The 18,221-nt window shown below is 44.9% G+C and carries 16 protein-coding genes and 6 tRNA genes; 19 read left to right on the plus strand and 3 right to left on the minus strand.

All coding sequences use genetic code 11. From position 1 onward, the window contains the following. Positions 1–96: 96 nt before the first annotated feature. The 15 genes from AOQ32_RS07250 to AOQ32_RS07320 all read left to right on the plus strand — a co-directional run bounded on the left by AOQ32_RS07250 (position 97) and on the right by AOQ32_RS07320 (position 9,830). Positions 97–187: transfer RNA gene (locus AOQ32_RS07250), tRNA-Ser, on the plus strand. Positions 188–191: 4 nt separating this feature from the next. After that, positions 192–264: transfer RNA gene (locus tag AOQ32_RS07255), tRNA-Val, on the plus strand. A 104-nt stretch (positions 265–368) separates the two neighbouring features. Further along, positions 369–442 (plus strand) — tRNA-Trp (locus tag AOQ32_RS07260). Positions 443–444: 2 nt separating this feature from the next. Continuing rightward, a tRNA-His gene (locus tag AOQ32_RS07265) sits at positions 445–517 on the plus strand. A 26-nt stretch (positions 518–543) separates the two neighbouring features. After that, a tRNA-Leu gene (locus AOQ32_RS07270) sits at positions 544–627 on the plus strand. A gap of 135 nt (positions 628–762) precedes the next feature. Further along, the gene (gene rsmG, locus AOQ32_RS07275; protein WP_114679988.1) at positions 763–1,479 is read left to right on the plus strand and encodes a 16S rRNA (guanine(527)-N(7))-methyltransferase RsmG; all 717 of its coding nucleotides are present in this window, start codon (positions 763–765) and stop codon (positions 1,477–1,479) included. A 19-nt stretch (positions 1,480–1,498) separates the two neighbouring features. Continuing rightward, positions 1,499–2,257 carry a ParA family protein gene (locus tag AOQ32_RS07280; protein WP_059394241.1) on the plus strand — a complete coding sequence of 253 codons (759 nt, stop codon included), beginning with the start codon at positions 1,499–1,501 and terminating at the stop codon, positions 2,255–2,257. Continuing rightward, the gene (locus AOQ32_RS07285) at positions 2,250–3,149 is read left to right on the plus strand and encodes a ParB/RepB/Spo0J family partition protein (protein ID WP_059394242.1); all 900 of its coding nucleotides are present in this window, start codon (positions 2,250–2,252) and stop codon (positions 3,147–3,149) included. Before AOQ32_RS07280 ends, AOQ32_RS07285 begins: the two co-directional genes overlap by 8 nt. 1 nt (position 3,150) lies before the next feature. Next, positions 3,151–3,354 (plus strand): DUF951 domain-containing protein, encoded by a 204-nt coding sequence (locus AOQ32_RS07290; protein WP_047975534.1) that lies wholly within the window; start codon positions 3,151–3,153, stop codon positions 3,352–3,354. A gap of 33 nt (positions 3,355–3,387) precedes the next feature. Then, positions 3,388–4,488, plus strand: coding sequence for a redox-regulated ATPase YchF (ychF, locus tag AOQ32_RS07295; protein ID WP_059394243.1), 1,101 nt, complete (start codon positions 3,388–3,390; stop codon positions 4,486–4,488). A 27-nt stretch (positions 4,489–4,515) separates the two neighbouring features. Further along, the gene (locus tag AOQ32_RS07300; protein WP_059394244.1) at positions 4,516–5,223 is read left to right on the plus strand and encodes a DUF1129 family protein; all 708 of its coding nucleotides are present in this window, start codon (positions 4,516–4,518) and stop codon (positions 5,221–5,223) included. Between the two features lie 3 nt (positions 5,224–5,226). Continuing rightward, on the plus strand, positions 5,227–5,916 hold the full coding sequence (locus tag AOQ32_RS07305; RefSeq protein WP_047975531.1) for a response regulator transcription factor: 690 nt from the start codon (positions 5,227–5,229) through the stop codon (positions 5,914–5,916). 2 nt (positions 5,917–5,918) lie between these two features. Then, positions 5,919–7,046, plus strand: coding sequence for a sensor histidine kinase (locus AOQ32_RS07310; protein ID WP_059394245.1), 1,128 nt, complete (start codon positions 5,919–5,921; stop codon positions 7,044–7,046). Positions 7,047–7,050: 4 nt separating this feature from the next. Beyond that, positions 7,051–8,376: a D-alanyl-D-alanine carboxypeptidase family protein gene (locus tag AOQ32_RS07315; protein WP_059394246.1), complete on the plus strand. Its 1,326-nt coding sequence runs from the start codon at positions 7,051–7,053 to the stop codon at positions 8,374–8,376. A gap of 110 nt (positions 8,377–8,486) precedes the next feature. Further along, positions 8,487–9,830 (plus strand): glucose-6-phosphate isomerase, encoded by a 1,344-nt coding sequence (locus AOQ32_RS07320; RefSeq protein WP_059394247.1) that lies wholly within the window; start codon positions 8,487–8,489, stop codon positions 9,828–9,830. Between the two features lie 128 nt (positions 9,831–9,958). Here the strand turns inward: AOQ32_RS07320 and AOQ32_RS07325 are convergent, their stop codons facing one another. After that, a complete protein-coding gene (locus AOQ32_RS07325) occupies positions 9,959–10,576 on the minus strand; it encodes a GntR family transcriptional regulator (protein ID WP_059394248.1) in 618 nt (205 codons plus the stop codon). A 170-nt stretch (positions 10,577–10,746) separates the two neighbouring features. Between AOQ32_RS07325 and AOQ32_RS07330 the strand changes: the two genes are divergently transcribed. Next, on the plus strand, positions 10,747–11,937 hold the full coding sequence (locus tag AOQ32_RS07330) for a quaternary amine ABC transporter ATP-binding protein (protein ID WP_059394249.1): 1,191 nt from the start codon (positions 10,747–10,749) through the stop codon (positions 11,935–11,937). After that, positions 11,930–13,645: an ABC transporter permease/substrate binding protein gene (locus tag AOQ32_RS07335; protein ID WP_059394250.1), complete on the plus strand. Its 1,716-nt coding sequence runs from the start codon at positions 11,930–11,932 to the stop codon at positions 13,643–13,645. Before AOQ32_RS07330 ends, AOQ32_RS07335 begins: the two co-directional genes overlap by 8 nt. A 127-nt stretch (positions 13,646–13,772) precedes the next feature. Here the strand turns inward: AOQ32_RS07335 and AOQ32_RS07340 are convergent, their stop codons facing one another. Together AOQ32_RS07340 and AOQ32_RS07345 are read right to left on the minus strand one after the other, a co-directional pair. Next, positions 13,773–14,996, minus strand: a complete 1,224-nt coding sequence (locus AOQ32_RS07340) for an ABC transporter permease (protein WP_059394251.1) — start codon at positions 14,994–14,996, stop codon at positions 13,773–13,775. Beyond that, a complete protein-coding gene (locus AOQ32_RS07345) occupies positions 14,989–15,885 on the minus strand; it encodes an ABC transporter ATP-binding protein (RefSeq protein WP_059394252.1) in 897 nt (298 codons plus the stop codon). Before AOQ32_RS07345 ends, AOQ32_RS07340 begins: the two co-directional genes overlap by 8 nt. A gap of 373 nt (positions 15,886–16,258) precedes the next feature. Here AOQ32_RS07345 and AOQ32_RS07350 point away from each other — a divergent pair. Both AOQ32_RS07350 and AOQ32_RS07355 read left to right on the plus strand, forming a co-directional pair. Next, a tRNA-Glu gene (locus tag AOQ32_RS07350) sits at positions 16,259–16,330 on the plus strand. Positions 16,331–16,931: 601 nt separating this feature from the next. Beyond that, positions 16,932–17,267, plus strand: coding sequence for a hypothetical protein (locus AOQ32_RS07355; RefSeq protein WP_059394253.1), 336 nt, complete (start codon positions 16,932–16,934; stop codon positions 17,265–17,267). Positions 17,268–18,221 lie beyond the last annotated feature (954 nt).

The raw sequence follows: 18,221 nt of genomic DNA on the forward strand, positions 1-18,221 counted from the left end.
CTCTATAGCGCCGAAAGTAGTTGCCGGAACGCTGGCTGCGAGGATAGGACGACGCGATGCCGTACATATTATATTGAAAACAAAAGAGAGTTTTCCGGAGAGGTGTCCGAGTCAGGCTTAAGGAGCACGGTTGGAAACCGTGTAAGCGGTGAAAGCTGCTTCGAGGGTTCGAATCCCTTTCTCTCCATTTTGGACGATTAGCTCAGCTGGGAGAGCACCTGCCTTACAAGCAGGGGGTCACAGGTTCGATCCCTGTATCGTCCATTAAGCTACGCCCTCTTTTTTGTTTTCAAACATGAGTTAGAGTAACCTTGTGGGGTGCAAGTCCTCATCATGTTATTTCGGCGATAGCTGATTGTTAATACCTTAGGGATATAGTTTAATGGTAGAATAGCGGTCTCCAAAACCGTTGATGGGGGTTCGATTCCCTCTATCCCTGCCATGGCGGTAGTGGTGAAGTGGTTAACACACTGGTTTGTGGATCCAGCATGCGAGGGTTCGATCCCCTTCTACCGCCCTAATAAAGTATTTATACTTTATATTGCCCTTGTGGCGGAATTGGCAGACGCGCTGGACTCAAAATCCAGTGGTGGCAACACCGTGTGGGTTCGACTCCCACCGAGGGCATAACGAAAAACCTGGACTTTTGTCCAGGTTTTTTCTTTGGACATAAAGCGGGTGAAACCTTGAATTTTCCCCGTTTTTTAGGTATTCTTGTTAAGAGTAAACTAGGTGGAATAGGACCTGGTTTGGAGGATGATTTTGGACCAAGAAGCATTTGTAAAGAGCCTAAAAGAAGCTGGCTTGACACTATCAGACCAGCAAATTGATCAGTTTGACCGTTACTTTTCTTTGTTGGTTGAGACGAATAAGGAATTCAATTTAACGGCCATTACAGATCATGATGAGGTTTATTTAAAGCACTTTTATGATTCGTTGACCTTGGCTTTTTACCAACCAGCATTAAAGGTTGCAGAACCAACTTTGATTGATATTGGTTCTGGTGCTGGCTTCCCGGCAATCCCTTTAAAAATTGCTTTACCAAACTTAAAGGTAACACTGGTTGATTCCTTGAACAAGCGAGTGAATTTTTTGAAAACGGTTGTTGCAGACCTTGGTTTAGAAAACGTGACGGTTTTGCATGGTCGTGCCGAAGATTTTGGCCAAGATCAAAAAATGCGTGAAAGCTTTGATTACGCGACGGCTCGAGCAGTAGCGCGAACTGCGGTTTTAGCTGAGTACACATTACCGTTTGTGAAACTTGGTGGACAACTTCTAGTGATGAAGGGTTCTGCTGGCGAAGATGAACTAAAGGCCGGAAAAAAAGCTTTACAGACACTTGGTGGCCAATTAAAGGAAAGCTTTACTTTCACTCTACCAAATCAGGATCCACGAATGATTCAGATTATCGATAAGGTACAACAGACACCAAAGAAGTATCCAAGACAAGCGGGTACACCTAGCAAAAAGCCATTATAAAAGAAAAAGGAGCCAGCAGATGGCAAAGATTATTGCTTTAGCCAACCAAAAGGGTGGGGTTGGCAAGACAACGACAAGTATTAACCTGGGTGCTGCCTTGGCGAAGGCTGGTAAGAAGGTTTTGTTAGTTGATGCCGATCCACAGGGGAATGCAACCTCTGGTGTTGGTGTTGACAAATCAGAATTAGAAAATGATGCTTATGAAGTTTTGATTAACGGAGTTGCTGCTAAGGATGCTATTGTCAAAGCGGATACCCTGGACATTTTACCGACGACGATTCAGTTGTCAGAAAGTGAAGTGCAATTAGTTGATCTTCCTCGACGAGAATTTCGTTTAAAGGATGCACTTGCACCGCTGGCCGACCAATATGACTATATTTTGATTGATAATCCGCCTTCATTAGGGCTTTTAACAATTAATTCTTTCACGGCAGCAGATGCGGTTTTGATCCCTGTTCAAACCGAATTTTACGCTTTGGAAGGGTTGGGACAATTGCTCAATACGATTGAACTTGTCCGCCAAGGTCTGAATCCTGATTTGGAAATGGCCGGTATTTTATTGACAATGTTTGATACCCGAACTAATTTAGCAAAGCAGGTTTCTGAACAAGTACGAACATACTTTGAAGACCGGGTTTACCATACAGTCATTCCACGGACAGTTCGGTTATCGGAAGCACCTTCATACGGCCAGGCGATTATTGATTTTGATCCAAAGTCACTTGGTGCGCGGGTGTATACCGAATTTGCGAAGGAGGTCATGGCGCAATATGGTTAATAAAAAAGGTGGCTTGGGTAAAAACATGGATTCGCTCTTTGGATCTAATGGTATTTCAAAGGAAGCTTTGGCCCATTCCAAAACAATTAGCCGCAACCCGGAGGCGGGGGAAAAAGTAGTTTCGATTCCCTTAGACCAAATTGAAGCCAATCCGTTTCAACCACGGTTGCACTTTGATGAAGAATCAATAAAAGAGCTGGCTCAGTCGATTAAAGAAAATGGCTTGTTGACGCCGATTATTGTCCGTCAAAGTGGTGCTAAGTATCAAATCATTGCTGGTGAACGTCGTTTCCGCGCAACGAAGACGTTGCCGGTGAAGGAAATTACTGCGATTGTTCGGGCAACCAATGATGACACGATGGCGACGTTGGCGTTGATTGAAAACTTGCAACGCGATAACTTGGACCCGATTGAAGAATCACGTGCTTATGCGAACTTGATGGCCCAGCTGGATTTAAACCAAACTCAACTGGCCGAAAAATTAGGTAAAGAACGGACCACGATTGCCAACGCTTTGCGGTTGTTAAAGTTACCAAATCAGGTGCAAGACCTGGTTCAAGCTGGTGAACTCTCAATGGGGCAAGCCCGTGCCTTACTTGGCTTAGAAAAAGAAGGCCAGATGAATGCGGTTGTTCAAACAATTTTGAAAGAACAGTTGAATGTTCGTCAGGTCGAAGCACTGGTCAAGAAGGTCAACGCCGGTGACCAGAAGCCTGCTAAAAAGGCTGAATCACCATTTGCTAAGGATTTAGCAAATCGGTTAGAAGATAAATTTGGAACAAAGGTTAAGGTCAATACTGGTTCAAAGGGTGCTGGAAAGATTGAAATCGCCTACCTTTCAGAACAAGACCTGGCTCGAATCTTAAGTATTTTGTCAATTGAGGTAGACTAAGATGGCGCAATCAATTGAATATGGTCTAGGCGACCTAGTTGAAATGAAGAAGCCCCATGCTTGCGGGACCAACGCTTGGGTGGTGAACCGCCTTGGGGCCGATATTAAAATTACCTGTTCGAACTGTAACCGGACAATTATGTTGACCCGGTTTAACTTTGAAAAACGCTTGAAAAAAGTCTTAAAAAAGGCCGAAGAAGATTAATCTTTACGGTCCAAGACGAAAGGATAAACAGACATGGCTTTAACAGCTGGAATCGTTGGACTACCTAACGTTGGTAAGTCAACACTTTTTAATGCAATCACAAAGGCTGGTGCGGAAATGGCAAACTATCCATTTGCCACCATCGAACCAAACGTTGGGATTGTTGAAGTACCAGATGATCGCTTAGCTCGGATTCAAGAAATTGAACCAGCTGATAAGATTATTCCAACAACATTTGAATTTACCGACATCGCCGGTATCGTAAAGGGTGCTTCTAAGGGTGAAGGACTTGGAAACAAGTTCTTGGAAAACATCCGCCAAGTGAACGCCATCGTTCACGTTGTTCGTGCCTTTGATGACGATGAAATCATTCACGTTAATGGTAAAGTGGATCCACTTGATGATATCGATACCATTAATACCGAATTGGTCTTAGCTGATTTGGAAGCGGTCGATAAGCGCTATGCTAAGGTTGCTCGGGCTGCCAAGGGATCTGACAAGGCTGCCAAGGCAGAAGCTGCTGTATTGGAAAAGATTAAGCCTGTTTTGGAAGCTGGTAAGGCTGTCCGGACGATTGACTTCTCAGATGAAGAAGACAAGGTCGTGAAGGGCTTGTTCTTGTTGACATCAAAGCCAACGCTTTATGTTGCCAATATCGCAGAAGACGATATGGCGGACCCAACCAACTCACCTTACTACCAAAAGATTAAGGATTTTGCTGATTCTGAAAAAGCAGAAGTAATTGCTTTGTCAGCAAATGCCGAAGAAGAAATTGCCCAGCTAGATGATGACGAAAAGGCCGATTATTTGGAATTGGCTGGTGTTCAGGAACCTGGTTTGAATAAGCTGATTCGCTCTGCTTACCACTTATTAGACTTGCGAACATTCTTTACCGCTGGTGGCAAAGAAACGCGTGCATGGACCTTTAAGGCTGGCTACAAGGCACCTCAGGCTGCCGGTGTTATCCATTCTGATTTTGAACGTGGGTTTATCCGGGCAGAAACGATTGCCTTTGCTGATTTGGACGAATACGGCTCTGTTAAGGCGGTTAAAGAAGCTGGTAAGTTACGATCAGAAGGAAAAGATTACGACGTTCAGGACGGCGATATTATCGAATTCCGTTTCAACGTATAATAAATTTAAAGGACGAAAGACAGTAAGATGACTCAAGTAGATCCCCAATTAAGCAAGAAGAACCAAGACTTTATTTTTCGATTTAAGAAGGGCTTGTCGGAAACTGACAAGCTAACTGATGAACGCAAGGAAGAAATCGTGCAAACGGTTTCTGAAAAGCTTTACACTGGTCAAAAGGCAGGGAAAACGGCTGCACAAATGTATGGGTCACCGGCCCAACTTTTGCAGCAGTATTTGAATCCTCGTCGTTTAGCTAAGAAGTTCCACGATTACTCTTTTACATTCCTAGCCACTGATACGGCCTTGGTCTTGGTGATGTTCTTGTCTGGTTTTTTTGCCGTTACGATGAGTTTTGGCAAGAGTTCAAGTGAAAGCCAAGGAATTGGCGTTGTCTCAATGCTCTTGTTGTCATTCTGGGGTGGTGCTATCTATACCTTCGCAATGCAACGCTTGGTGCCTAATCCAAAGGATAAGAACCCTAAGAAGAAGATGCCAACTTGGTTGTTGCTGATTGTTGTTGCCATCCTTTGGGTTGCCGGCTTTACGGCCTTCATGTTTATTCCGACAGTAGTTAACCCAATCTTGCCGCTCTTTGGTAATGTATTGGTTTTGGCTTTGGCTTGGTTAGCATACCTGTTGAATCGAAAGCATGCTGGATTGGAACACGGTGGTATTTTGGCCATCTCAAAGTTGTCTCAGCAAGCACGGGTAGATGAGGCAAATCAAAAGGAGTAAGGGATGAAAATCTTAGTTGTCGACGACGATCAAGAAATCGCTGAATTATTAGAAATTTACTTGAAAAACGAAGGCTACGAACCCGTGATTGCACAAGATGGGAAAGAAGCCCTCTCGAAGTTAAATACTAACCCGGATGTGGCTTTAATGGTATTGGACATTATGATGCCCAATATGTCTGGTTTAGAGGTGTTAAAGGCTGTTCGCAAGGACACACATATTCCAATTTTGATGCTCTCGGCTAAGTCTTCTGATATGGACAAGATTCAGGGACTGATTTCCGGTGCCGACGACTACGTCACAAAACCCTTTAATCCTTTGGAAGTGATGGCTCGAATTCGGTCACTTTTGCGGCGGTCCCAAAACATGGTCCAGGAGCAAAAGCCGGATGTGCTGTCGGTAGCCTCTTTGGTGATTAACAAGGATTCCCACGAGGTGAAAACAACCAGTGGCGATTTGGTTAATTTGACGGCCTTAGAATTTGGAATTTTATACCTGTTGGCCTCCCATCCAAACCGCGTTTTCTCTGCGGATGATATCTTCGAGCGCGTCTGGCAACAGGAATCTGTTGTTTCTGCTAAGACGGTTATGGTCCATGTTTCCCATTTGCGTGATAAATTAGAAGAAGCAACACATGGTGACCAGGTTATCCAGACTGTCTGGGGTGTTGGTTACAAGATTGAAGTGAGCTAATCATGGTCAAAAAAAGTACAATTTTGGCGCAAACCGTTTTGTCCTTACTTTTGGCCACCTTGACCTCGTTTGGCCTTGCCTGGGCATTGGCCTTTGACCTCTTAAAAGACAAAATGAATTGGTCAGCTCGGGAAAGCTGGCCTTTTTTTTACATTGTTTGGCTACTGCTATTGATTATTTGGTTGGTTCCTCTGTGGCGGCGTAGTCGAGAACGGTTGTTATTGCTAAACCTGACGAAACGACTCTACACCCTTGCCAACCATCCTGACCTTGATTACAAAACGGATGGCAATGATGAGTCGGACTTGCCTGAAAACCAGGAAAAGCGGCAGTTACCGACTTATAGCAATCAAGCACGGCAGTTAACGGCCTTAGTTGACCGTGTGGTCGCCGAGTTCAATTTGGCTCATGAAGAGCAGTTAGCCGTTGAAAAGTCGAAGGATGAGATGATGACCAACATCTCTCATGACTTACGGACGCCACTAACGGCCATTATTGGTTACCTGGGCTTAGTGGTCACGCCCAATTCGCCCTTATCAGAAGAAGACCAGGCTAAGTATTTAAAGACGGCCTATCATAAGTCCAACCAGATGAAGACACTGGTTGAAGACCTCTTTGAGTTTGCCAAGTTACAAACAACGCAGGTGAGCTTGAATATTACTGATTTCTCGCTGGGCGACCTTTTTGATCAAGTCCTAGCGAACTATGCCATGGAGGCGGAAAATCGCCATCTGCGCTTTGCTACTAATTTAGACCCACGTGTGATTGTGATGGCAGGTGACTCGGACAAATTAGCCCGGGTTTTGATTAACTTAGTGGAAAACGCATTAAAATATGGTCAAGGTGCTAGCTTTATTAAATTAACTGGCCAGGTCAAGGAGAATGGATTGGTAGAAATCAGGGTGATTAATGATGGTCCTGCTATACCTGCTAGTTCGGCCAACCATATTTTTGAGCGTTTTTACCGAGTGGAAGAATCGCGTAACAACAAGACTGGTGGTACGGGCTTAGGCCTTGCTATCGTGAAGGGCATTATTGACCAGCACAACGGTCACGTAAAAGTCGAATCAGATGAGACGGCCACGGCATTCGTCATGACCCTCCCGCTGAAACAAGTGAAAGAAGAATAGAGTTATGAGTGAAAAGCCAATGTATCGGTTACAGGCCGCCAATCGAAAGAAGAAACGTGGTCGGTTTTGGGCCATCCTTATTGCCATCCTTGTTCTAGTGTTGGCCATGGTCGGCGCAGGCCTGTATTTCTTGGTACCAGATGATGTGAAGTCATCGATTCAGGCAACTAAGGACCAACCGGTAAGCTTAAATGTTGATGCCACTTCGGCCGTGGTGATTGACTTGACCTCTGGCCAAGTCTTGGGTGAAAAGGATGCTAATAAGCAAGCACCAATTGCCTCTGAGAGTAAAATGTTGGTCGCTTACGGTGTCTTGAAGGCCATTGAAAACAATCAATTGAAGTGGACCGACCAGGTGACGGTGCCGGCTAGTGCAGACCTTTCGGCACAAAATGCGGATGCTATTTCGCATTTGAATATGAAGACGGGCGATAAGCTTTCGGTGCGCGACCTGTACTGGGCAATGTTTACTAATTCCGCCAATGATGCTGCGCTGACTTTAACGGCAGCCTTAACCAAGCCCGGACAAACGGCCCAACAAACTCTCGAGTCTTTGGCCAGTGACCTGAACTTAAAGGGGACTGTCTGGTATAACGGTGCTGGTTTGACAAACGGTGACTCTTATAACAACAACGAAGTTACCTCCGCATCTGATTCGGCTGCAAACCATGCATCAGCGATGCAGGTGGCAGAAATTGCCAAGAAGATTATGACGATGGATCCGACTTTGAAGACGGTGACGGCTAATCCAACGATTACCTATACCAAAAACAAGACCGTCAAGGTGACGGAAACTTCTGATTTTGGCCAAGGATTTGCCAACATTGTCAAAGGTTTAGATAACGAAAACGGACTGAAAATCCTTGGTTTGAAGACTGGTTCAACACCAGAAGCTGGTGCATGTTTCACCGGTTACGTCGTTGACCAACAAGGCCATGAGTTCTTGACGGTCGTCAACAATGCCGCCGATTACACGGATACAAAGCAACGCTTCCAAACGACAATCGACATGGTCAACCAAGTTTTGGCCAAGAAGAAAGCCCATACCTATACCGCCGGTAAGCAACTGACGAACCACAAGACTGTTGGTGTTGATGGGGAAAGTAAATCAGTGGACGTACAAGTGGCAACAAGCAAAACATATTGGACTAGTCCGAAAAAGTCGTTAAAGATTCAGTCGTTGAAGGACTTGAAGTCTCGTCCCGATGAAAAGAGTACCGACGTGGTGACTTATGCCAAGCCGGAATTGAAGGCAACCTTCCTGCCAGGCCTGTCTGACACGGATAAGGAAATTCCTTTACAAGTTTTAACGGCAACAGATAAGAAATAGTTTAAAAAAAGTTTGCCTAATTTTTAGTAACAGCGTTAACATTACCGTAAAGAGTGCTATAATAAAAACAGTGAAAGCGTTTACTTTCCGGACAGAAAGGGGTATTCTTCATGGCAGCAATCCATTTTGATTCGAACGGTTTACAGAACTTTGTTGCAGACAACGAATTAGATGAAATTAAGGATCAGGTTCGTTTTGCGCATCAGACATTGGTGAACAAGACCGGTGCGGGGGCTGATTTTACCGACTGGTTCCACTGGGCATCGATCCAGGACCAAGCTAGTTTGGCACCAATTCATCAAGCGGCAGATGCAATTAAAAAGAATTCTAAAGTCTTGGTAGTCATTGGCATTGGTGGTTCTTACTTGGGATCTCGAATGGCCATCGACTTTTTGAGGTCACCTTGGCATAACGAATTAGTCCAGGGCGATGAGGTCAAGGTTTACTTTGCCGGTAATGCGATGTCACCAATGGCTTTGGATGAATTGGACCGCGTCATCGGGGACCAAGATTTTTCCGTCAACGTGATTTCAAAATCAGGAACCACAACGGAACCAGCCGTTGCCTTCCGTTTCCTTAAGCAACGCTTGGTTGCCAAGTATGGTGAAGAGGGCGCTAAGGAGCGTATCGTTGCGACGACTGATGCCAAGAAGGGTGCCTTGAAGAATGAGGCAACCGCTGAAGGATACCAAACATTGGTTATTCCTGATGGTATTGGTGGCCGGTTCTCCGTTTTGTCAGCTGTTGGTTTGTTGCCAATGGCCGTTGCCGGAATCAATATTGAAAATGTTTTGGCCGGTGCAGCGGAAGCTGAGAAGACCTATAGCAGTGATGATGTCCATGAAAACCCAGCCTTAGCTTATGCGGCTTACCGCCGGATTCTCTATGATAAGGGCTACACAACTGAAATTTTGGCTAACTGGGAACCATCTTTGCAGTACTTGTCAGAGTGGTGGAAGCAGTTGATGGGTGAATCAGAAGGAAAGAACCAGAAGGGTATCTATCCTTCTTCGGCAAACTATTCAACTGATTTGCATTCTCTTGGTCAGTATATCCAAGAAGGTCGTCGTGACCTCTTTGAGACGGTTGTCCGCATTGACCATTCAAAGCATGATTTGCCAATTCCAAAGACCGGTGATAACGAGGATGGTTTGCTCTACTTGGAAGGAAAGTCATTGGAAGAAGTCAATAAGACAGCTGCTACCGGCGTTGTCTTGGCTCACGTCGATGGCGGTGTGCCAAACTTGGCCGTTCACTTGGACCGTCAAGATGAAGCCGGTTTGGGTGAATTGATTTACTTCTTTGAATTAGCTGTTGGTGTTTCAGGTTATCTCTTTAACATCAACCCATTCAACCAACCAGGTGTTGAAGCCTATAAGACGGCCATGTTTGCCCTCTTGGATAAGCCAGGCTATGAAGAACAAAGCAAGGTCTACCACGACCGCTTAAAGTAAGACAAAATAAAAACTAGAAACCAAATTCGCGCATGAAGGCGAATGGGTTTCTAGTTTTTTTGTCTAATTGACTAAGTGGTGCGCTGTTATTCAATCGTTAATCGCTGATTTTTACAGAGAATGCTTTATTAGACAGCAAAGAATTGATGAATGGCTTCAACCGTTTTATCGGAGCCAACGAAATAAATCGTATCACCGGGCATGATATTGGCATAGGGGCCGGGTGACAAGATAATCTCGTCTTCGTGGAGAATGGCGATAATCGTTGCTCCGGTATTTTGCCAAATGTTCAAAGAACCGATTGATTGGTTGAGCATCGGTGAGTCGGCCTCGGGAATAAATTCGTAAGGCGACATGGGATTATTTTTGCGCACTCGTTGGGTTTGATCCAATAGGAGTGAGAAGGCCTCGTCTAAATTAGCTAAGTCCTCTTTTTGCTTGGCAATTAGGCTTTTAATTTCGCTGTGGGTGGTTTGTAAGTCGCGACTTTCTTTTGCTTGATCAAGAAATTCACGAGCCTTTTCCCGAGAGAGGACTTCGACGCCAGAGCCATGGACGGGCTTCACGATATCGAGATCGGCTAGCACTGAAATCGCCTTGCGGGCGGTTTCAGCGGAAACGCCAAAGGTTGCGGCCAAGGTTGACCGAGCATGGAGCTTTTCGCCAACGAGGAATTGTTTATTAACGATGTGCTCAGCGATTTCCTGAGCGATTTGGTGATAACGAGGTTCTTTAACTTTCGGCATAACCGGCGTCCTTTGAAAAAAATTAGTGAATAAATATTCTAATTTGACAAAAGTGACCACTAGTGTATGATAGTAGAGTGGTCACTATTGACCACCGCTAAAATCCACGACGGTGGTCACTTATTTAGTTTATTTTAAATGAGCAGGATAGTCAACTCATAGGAGGGTTTATGCCAAAAGTTCAGATTAAGCATTTAACCAAAATCTTTGGAAAGCGCCAAAAGGCCGCTTTGAAGATGGTTGAAGAAAATAAATCTAAGAACGAAATCTTTGAAAAGACTGGCTCAACGGTTGGTGTTTACGACATTAACCTTGATGTAAATGAGGGCGAAATCTTCGTCATCATGGGGTTGTCAGGTTCGGGAAAGTCAACGTTAATTCGTTTGTTAAACCGCCTGATTGAACCAACCAGTGGGGAAATCTTTTTGGATGGGAAAAACATTACCCATTACAATAAGAAGGAAATGCTTGATATTCGTCGCAAGAAAATGTCGATGGTCTTCCAGAATTTCGCCTTATTCCCACACCGGACCATTCTGGAAAACACAGAATTTGGTTTGGAAATCCAAGGTGTGCCAGCAGCAGAACGGCGCGAGCGTGCCGAAAAGGCCTTGGAAAATTCGAAACTTTTGTCCTTTAAGGACCAGTATCCTTCACAGCTTTCTGGGGGGATGCAACAGCGAGTGGGTTTGTCACGGGCATTAACGAATGACCCTGACATTCTCTTAATGGATGAAGCCTTTTCTGCCTTGGATCCATTGGTTCGACACGAAATGCAAGACGAACTCTTGGATTTGCAGGCTAATGTGAAGAAAACGATTATCTTCATCACCCACGACCTGAACGAAGCTTTGCGTTTGGGTGACCGGATTGCCATCATGAAGGATGGTCAGTTACAACAAATCGGTACTGGAGAAGAAATTCTGACTAATCCAGCCAACGATTATGTTGAAAACTTCGTTGAAGATGTTGATCGTTCAAAGGTTTTGAATGCGGAATCCATCATGATTCCTGGTTTGACGGTCAACGCTGATACCGATGGGCCGAACGTTGCCTTGCACCGGATGTCAGAAGAAGAAGTTTCTGGTTTGGTTGCCGTGGATGGTAACCGTAAGTTTGTCGGGTACGTGACATCTGATGCGGCCGTGAACGCTCGTCGCGAAAAGTTGACTTTGCGTGATGTTATCACAGAAATGCCAACGGTAACGCCTGATACGGTTGTTTCAGACATTATGCCAATCATTTATGACGCCCACACACCAGTGGCCGTTGTCGATGAAAATCAGAAGCTTCACGGCATTATCATTCGTGGTGCCGTGATTGAAGCGTTAGCCCAAACGGAAGGAGACAATAATGATTAATTTATTATCAGTTGCCAAACTCCCAATCGACTCCTGGGTAACCGATGGGGTTAACTGGTTAACAAAGAATCTTTCTGGATTCTTTACGGCCATTCAAAATAGTGGTTCCACTACGATGGATGGCATTACGAACTTTTTAACAGCCATTCCAATGCCAATTTTTATTATCGCTTTGGCGTTGATTTCATTGCTGTTAACGCCTAAGAAGTACGGTCAGCCACTCTTTATCTTGATTGGGTTAGCCTTGATTGCCAACCAAGGATTGTGGTCTGATTTGATGCAGACGCTGACACTGGTTTTGATGGCCTCGGTTGTCTCTCTGGTTATTGGAATTCCATTGGGGATTTGGACGGCTAAGTCGCCGAAGGCCTACATGGTCATTAAGCCCATCTTGGACTTTATGCAGACCATGCCCGCCTTTGTTTATTTGATTCCGGCCGTTGCCTTCTTTGGTATCGGTGTTGTGCCAGGGGCCTTTGCCTCCGTCATCTTCGCCTTGCCACCAGTTGTTAACTTTACTTATCTTGGTTTGCAACAGGTGCCAACTGATTTGGTTGAAGCCGCTGACTCATTTGGAGCAACGACTTGGCAAAAGTTGTTCAAGTTGGAATTGCCAAATGCGAAGAACACCATTATTGCCGGTGCTAAGCAAACCATTATGTTGGCACTGTCAATGGTTGTGACGGCTTCGATGATTGGTGCGCCAGGACTTGGTCGTGGCGTCTTATCAGCCGTCCAACACGCTGACGTTGGATCAGGATTCGTTAATGGAATTGCCTTGGTTATCTTGGCCATCATCATCGACCGCTTTGTTCAACGAATGAACACGGAACCCGTTTCCGCACCAAAGTTGCCAAAGTGGCGTAAGTTGGCTACTTGGGCAATGTTGGCCGTGATTGCTATCTCCGGTATTGCCGGCAGCATCACTGCTCATCAAGCTTCAGGAAAGAAAGTCAACATTGGTTATGTTGAATGGGATTCTGAAGTTGCCTCAACGAACGTCTTGGCTGAAGCAATGCGTCAGCACGGCTATGATGTGACGATTACGCCACTTGATAACGCCGTGAACTGGCAATCAGTTGCTAACAAGCAAACCGATGCAACTGTTTCGGCTTGGTTACCAAATACTCACAAGGCCTTGTACGCTAAGTATAAGAACGATGTTGACTTGCTTGGCCCTAACTTGAAGGGTGTTAAGTTAGGCTTGGTTGTTCCAGACTACATGAATGTTAACTCGATTGCTGATTTGACAAATCAGGCCAACAAGACCATTACTGGTATTGAGCCTGGTGCCGGTGTTATGGCTGCTGCACAAAAGACGATTGATTCTTACGGTAACCTTTCTGGTTGGAATTTGCAGGCATCATCATCTGGTGCAATGGTTTCAGCATTGGATAAGGCTTACAAGGCTAAGCAACCAATTATCTTGACTGGTTGGTCACCACATTGGATGTTCAACAAGTATAAGTTGAAGTACTTGGCTGATCCAAAGGGAACGATGGGATCACAAGAATCAATTAATACTGTTGTTCGTAAGAACTTGAAGCAGACGAACCCCGATGTCTACAAGGTCATGAAGAAGTTCCACTGGACTCAAAATGATATGCAGACAGTGATGCTTGATATTCAAAACGGTAAGACGCCTACAAAGGCTGCCGATGATTGGATTAGCTCGCATAAGTCACAAGTTAACGCTTGGTTTAAGTAACAAGACTAATATCGTTTGACTCCGGTCTGACGGCAAATTAAAAGCGACTCGAAGTAATCAATTTGATTGCTTGGGTCGCTTTTTGTGTGTGCTGTTGGATGCTCGATGGCGAAGCTGATTTGACCGCTTAAGAGCGTTTGAAGGAGGCTAAGAGCTGCTTTAAGATGTTTTCATCTGAGTAGGACAAAACGTTCTTAGCGTAGAGCTTTTGGCCGTATTGAGCAAGTGCCACGAGGGCAATCAGTGAAATGGTCAGTGATAGAAGAGCCTGCCACCAGTTAACGTATTGGTTGGCGAGGAGGCTGGGCATCGTTGATTGCGACATGAAGGGGATGTAAGCAAAAATCCGGACGACGACGTTATTGCCACCGTTTGAAGCGGATGCCAGTCCAACAACATAGGGAATCATGGCCAGGGTGGTCACAGGGACCATTGCTTGGGAAACCTGTGAAGTATCGTTCACTAATGAAGCCGCAATCGCTGCCAAAATCAGGTAAAGGCCAGTGGCTACGATGATGAAGACAAACGTATAAGTCAAAAAGGCTGGGGTCAAGGCGGTTAGGTAGGAAAGCGCCTGCTTAACCATCGTAATTTGTTGACCGAAGAGGTTGGCTCCTACCCCTAGGACGACATAGGAAAGGAGCTGGGTGACCAAGAGGCCGGTGATACCAAGGAGCTTGCCAAAGTATTGCGCCTGGGCTGATGAAGCCGCTAACAGGGTTTCCATAATTCGTGATGACTTCTCATTGGCAATTTCATTACCGATTAGGGAAGCATAGGTGGAAACAATTAGTAAGACGATAATGGTGACAGCAACTGAAATGACCGCCTTTGCAGCTTGGTTATTATCGGCATCCTGTTGGCTTGATTGGTTTTGGATCGTTGTCTTGAGGCTAAAGGGCGTCATCAGTGCTGCGGTTTGTCTTGCAGTTAGCCCGTAATTCTCAGCCTGAGTGGTCAAGAAAAGTTTACTGAGGACCGCTTGTAATTGATCCTTATCAATTTTTGGGGCTTTTTGCTGGGTGACTAATGTGCCTTGACCATCATTTAGGGTCAAGATGCCATCGATTGTCTGCTTTTTCAAGGCCGATTGGGCGGATTGTTCATCGGTGATTGATGAGACCTTGATGTTCATCTTGTTGGCCGATTGGCTAATGGCTTCACGGCTGGTACTGGGACCAATGATGGCTACCTTGGCTGGTTGGTCGTTTGAAAAGTAACTAATACCATAACCCAGGAGACCGGCTGCGGCAATTAAAAGAATCGGTGAAATGATTAACCACCAGAAGGACTTTTTCTTCAGGCGGGTAAGGTAGGTATGCTTGGCAACTAGGAGTGTTGGATTAGTCATTGGTGCTGACCTCCGTTTTAAAGATTTCGGCCAGGGTTGGTGGCTGTTGTGAGAAGGCGGGGATGTAGCCGTTTCGAGTTACCGCCTCAAAAATTTGTCGTCCGGCTGCTTCATAGGCAAGTGTCAGCATATAGCCACCGTCCTTTGGTTCAGCGTGAATGACCCCGGCCATCGCCAGGTAGTCTGATTTCGTCAAATGAGGGGTTTCAACATAGAGGCGGGTCCGACCAAAAGACTCACGAATGGCCTGAACGGGACCCTGAAGGACGGTTCGACCTTTTTTGAGCATCAGCAATTGATCCGAGATTTGGCTGACGTTGTCCATATTGTGCGATGAAAAAATAATCATGGCACCGCGGGCTTTTAGACGCTTAATTTCGTCCATAAAAATGGCGGCATTGACGGGATCTAAACCTGAGAAGGGTTCGTCGAGGATGATAAATTCAGGCTCGAAAATCAGCGCCATAATCATTTGAACTTTCTGGGCATTCCCTTTTGACAGAGATTGGACTAAGTCACCTGGTTCGCCGACGACTTGTAATCGGTCCATCCAGTCTTTGAGGGCGGCCTTAGCAGCCTTCTTCTCCATGCCGTGAAGTTGGGCCAGGTAGACGACCTGTTCTTCAACCGTTTGCTTTTGATAGAGACCGCGTTCTTCGGGTAAGAAGCCGATTTTCCGACGCAAATGATCGTCGATTGGGTGGTTATCCCAGGAAATGGTGCCGTCGTCTGCCTGGATAAAGTTTAAAATCATCCGAAAAGTCGTGGTTTTACCGGCACCGTTTTGCCCGATTAGTCCGAGAACTTCACCTGGTTGGAGGGTAAAGGAGAGGTCGGAAACAGCTTGGTGGCCGCCGAATGCTTTTGATAGGTGGGAAAGAGTAATCATGATAAAGCTCCTAACGTACATGAGCAAAATGAATGAAGAGGGTTTAATCGTTTGCGTTAACTAAGAGTGCTCGGCCGTTGCTTCGGGTTGGGGGCAGACGTTAATTAGTTAGTGCAAAAAATCAGAATTCAGCATTTGCTCGAATATCCTCATTATCTCACAGTTTGCCTCGGGGTTCGAATCTGATGAAGGCGAGAGTTGAAGATGGTTAGAATGGGTGTGGGTTGATATGCTGGATAGACTTATAAACAATTAGAAGGAATGATTATTCTTTCTGTTAGCAGTTTTAATAGTGGACTTAATTAGAAAGAGCGAAAAAACTAATTGACTAGTGGCCAATAATCTAGTAAACTATTTAAGTATTGTTGACCATGGCCCCATGGTCAAGTGGTTAAGACGTCGCGTTCTCAGCGCGGAATCGAGGGTTCGACTCCCTCTGGGGCTATTTAGGGAATCAGGAGACGTCAAGAGGCGTCAAAAATCCCAGTCTTAAGCTATTTTGATTTTTTGACCGTCACTGAACGTCACTGACAATAAACAAAAGTAGCGGAAAAAGTAGCGGATAAAATAAAGGTTGCACCCCAGCAATGTAACGGCTTTTATAGCCGTTTTTATTTTGCCTAAATATGCCAGAATAGGCGAAAAGTAGCGGAAAAAGACGGGTAATAGCGAATAAATTGTTATTAAAGCGCTAAAGTACCGAATCAGTACCGCAGGCAATGAACAACAACAAGGATTAAAACTGTAGCGGAAAAGTAGCGGATATTTTTATATTGCCATAACTCAACGAAAAAACGTCTTCGAGCAGTATCGGTATATTGTCCAGTAGTGGACAACTAACAACCGTACTTTGAGGTACGCCTGTTATATTTGCCGTGTGGGTACATCCACGTACCTACAGACCTCCGTGGTTTCAAACACGCTGGTGCACCAAATCAGTGCGTCAGGTCTTCCTGTATAATTGCCCTAAAAGTACGCTGGGGCCCTGTTTTAGGGCGTCATGCCGTCCTGTATAATTGTCTTAAAAGTCTTTGTGGGGGGATGACATGAACAAAAGGGAAATACTCCGAGAATACTTTACCGGTTGCAATGGCTGGACGTTGGAGAACATCGAACAATTAAAACGGGCAGGCTTTAATAATCGTTTTGCAGAAGAGAACTGTAACTTGTGGGAAGAAATACACCGGACTCTTGACCCGTATGTGGCCACGCTACCGCCTGAAATTGTGCAAATGCAACATGACCACTACAAGCACCGCAAACCATTTGGCGAGTATTACAACATAGTAGCGCCTACTGCCGTTATACAAGAGGTCAACAATGAGCTGAACAGGTTAGCCAAGTCGATAGAACAGCCAGAACGTATTAAGCAAGTTAGTTAGTGTTAAGTATTTGACTCTAGTTACAAATACGCCATATAAAGCCCGTGGGGGCTTTTTAATTTGCTCTAGTATGATTGTAAGTAAACAGAATAAAAATAAAAAATACCCCCGCCCCTGCTCGCCTGATGAAGAGAGTACACACATATCTTCACCTTGTGTCAAAGTTCAATTTTTGAAATTTTTAGGTAGGGGGGTATATTCCAAAAAAGCCTATTAGACAGGCATTTGATAAAAATAAATGACTGTTTTAATCAGGGCTTTCGAGACCTTTTAAAATGGTATAGTGCGTGACTTGCTGACGCTTTTGCCAAAAGTGGCGAAAATAAAAAGGAGTGTCCAAAATAGACACCCCTTTGACAACCGTGGATGTATCCACACTTGTATTTTGACTTACAGTGTTCAAAGTTGACCTGCCATAACAAAACGTTACTCCAGCTTTCTGCCAAAAGTGGCAGACCTGATACTGTGATTTACTGAGTCAGGTCAGGAAGGCAACCTGTCCCTACATGTAGTCGGTGCAGGTCACGACCTAGATTAAACCTAGACCGACATAGGGGAGTAACGAAACGTGACGCCCTAAGTTGAACCTAGACCGTTCCCCAACAGTGGGGAAACATTGCCAGAAGTGGCAACGTTACAAAGTAGCAAGCATGTAACGGGGATGGGTACACTTTAAACTCCGCTATTTGTATGTGGGAATGAGTAAAACATCCCCAATAACAAAAGCCTTACTCAAACGAGTAGGGCTATTTTTGTGCTGATGAACCTGCTAAAACCTGCCTTAAAAACCTATTAAAACCTATGCCTAAACCTCAGAAAACCTCAGAAAACCTCAGTTATTTTTACTAAAAACTTGACAAAACTTGACAATAAAAACCTAACAAAACCTAACATGAAAACCTGTTAAAACCTGTTATAAAAACTATGCCTATACGATCAAGAACGCACTTAAAT

Source organism: Fructobacillus tropaeoli, from assembly GCF_001047135.2.
Lineage (GTDB): Bacteria > Bacillota > Bacilli > Lactobacillales > Lactobacillaceae > Fructobacillus > Fructobacillus tropaeoli.